Annotated in this window: 1 protein-coding gene; it reads right to left on the minus strand. The window is 42.3% G+C overall.

What is annotated here, in order from left to right; all coding sequences use genetic code 11:
* Positions 1-62: 62 nt before the first annotated feature.
* The coding region (locus tag G344_RS0106960; RefSeq protein WP_028255558.1) for a putative porin at positions 63-1,061 on the minus strand (999 nt) is incomplete at its 5' end.

Consider the following 1,061-nt stretch of genomic DNA (forward strand, 5'->3'; position numbering starts at 1 on the left):
CACATACAAAAAAACAGAGCCTCTTTCGAGACTCTGTTTTTATTTACGCTACAAGTCTAAGATTAGAATTTGTAGTTAAGTTCTGCACGGTAGTAATCAGATACATCATTACCCTGCTGATCTTCACCGCTGAAGGTTGCGTAAGCGGAAAGACCCACATTCTTGGCTAATGCATAGTCTACAGTAGCCATCCATGCTTTGTAGTCAGCATTGTACGGCTGGTTCCAAGTGGAGCTGATTACCGGAGAGTATTTTCCTTCGTCGAAGTACTGAACTTTAACACCCCAAGTACCTTCTTTAGCGATATCATAGTCGCCATAACCGATACCTGCTACCCATGCATCCTTATCGCCTTCGCTAGCAAAGTCGTCTTTCCAAGTAGCATATTCGCCACCAATCCATACTTTGTTGAAGTTAAGATCTAAAGAACCGCCATAGATATCGTTGTCAATTAACTTGTTACCGATTGCATAGAAGCCACCTAAGGTTGCGTGCGTACCCAATTTAGCATTAGCTTGCATCAAAGTGAAGGAAAGATTGTCATCAGCATCTTTAGTACCAAAGCTGTAACCATCAGCGTAATCACGATCATTTGCTTCGGTATCAAACAAGCCACCAGCCATGAAATAGCCATGTGCTACAGTAGCAGTTACTTTATCACCAGCATAAGTTAATGCAGCACCATCGAAGGTATCATCGTATACCAATCCATTACCAACGAACGCGCCAAAACGACCAGCAGTTAAATTAAAGTCCTTACCAAATTTATGGTTTACGTACATGCGATCGAATTCCACGTCGCTGGAAGATGCATCACCAAATTCAGTGTTACCAGTGCTTACACGAACAACTGCGTTAGTGTTTTCGTTCACAGTAGCATTGAATTGTACACGTCCACGATAGTCGAATACTGACTTCTTATCCTGGTGTTCACCAGTTTTATTAATTTGGCCTTCTTTTTCAAAGCCCTGATAACGCAAACGAACGTCGCCGGTTACTTTAACGTTGCCAACTTTATTTTCAAGGTTAGCTACGCGAACACCGAGGTTGTTCAATTCGCT

Origin of the sequence: Veillonella magna DSM 19857, assembly GCF_000428745.1 — a bacterium.
Taxonomy (GTDB): Bacteria; Bacillota; Negativicutes; order Veillonellales; family Veillonellaceae; genus Veillonella_A; species Veillonella_A magna.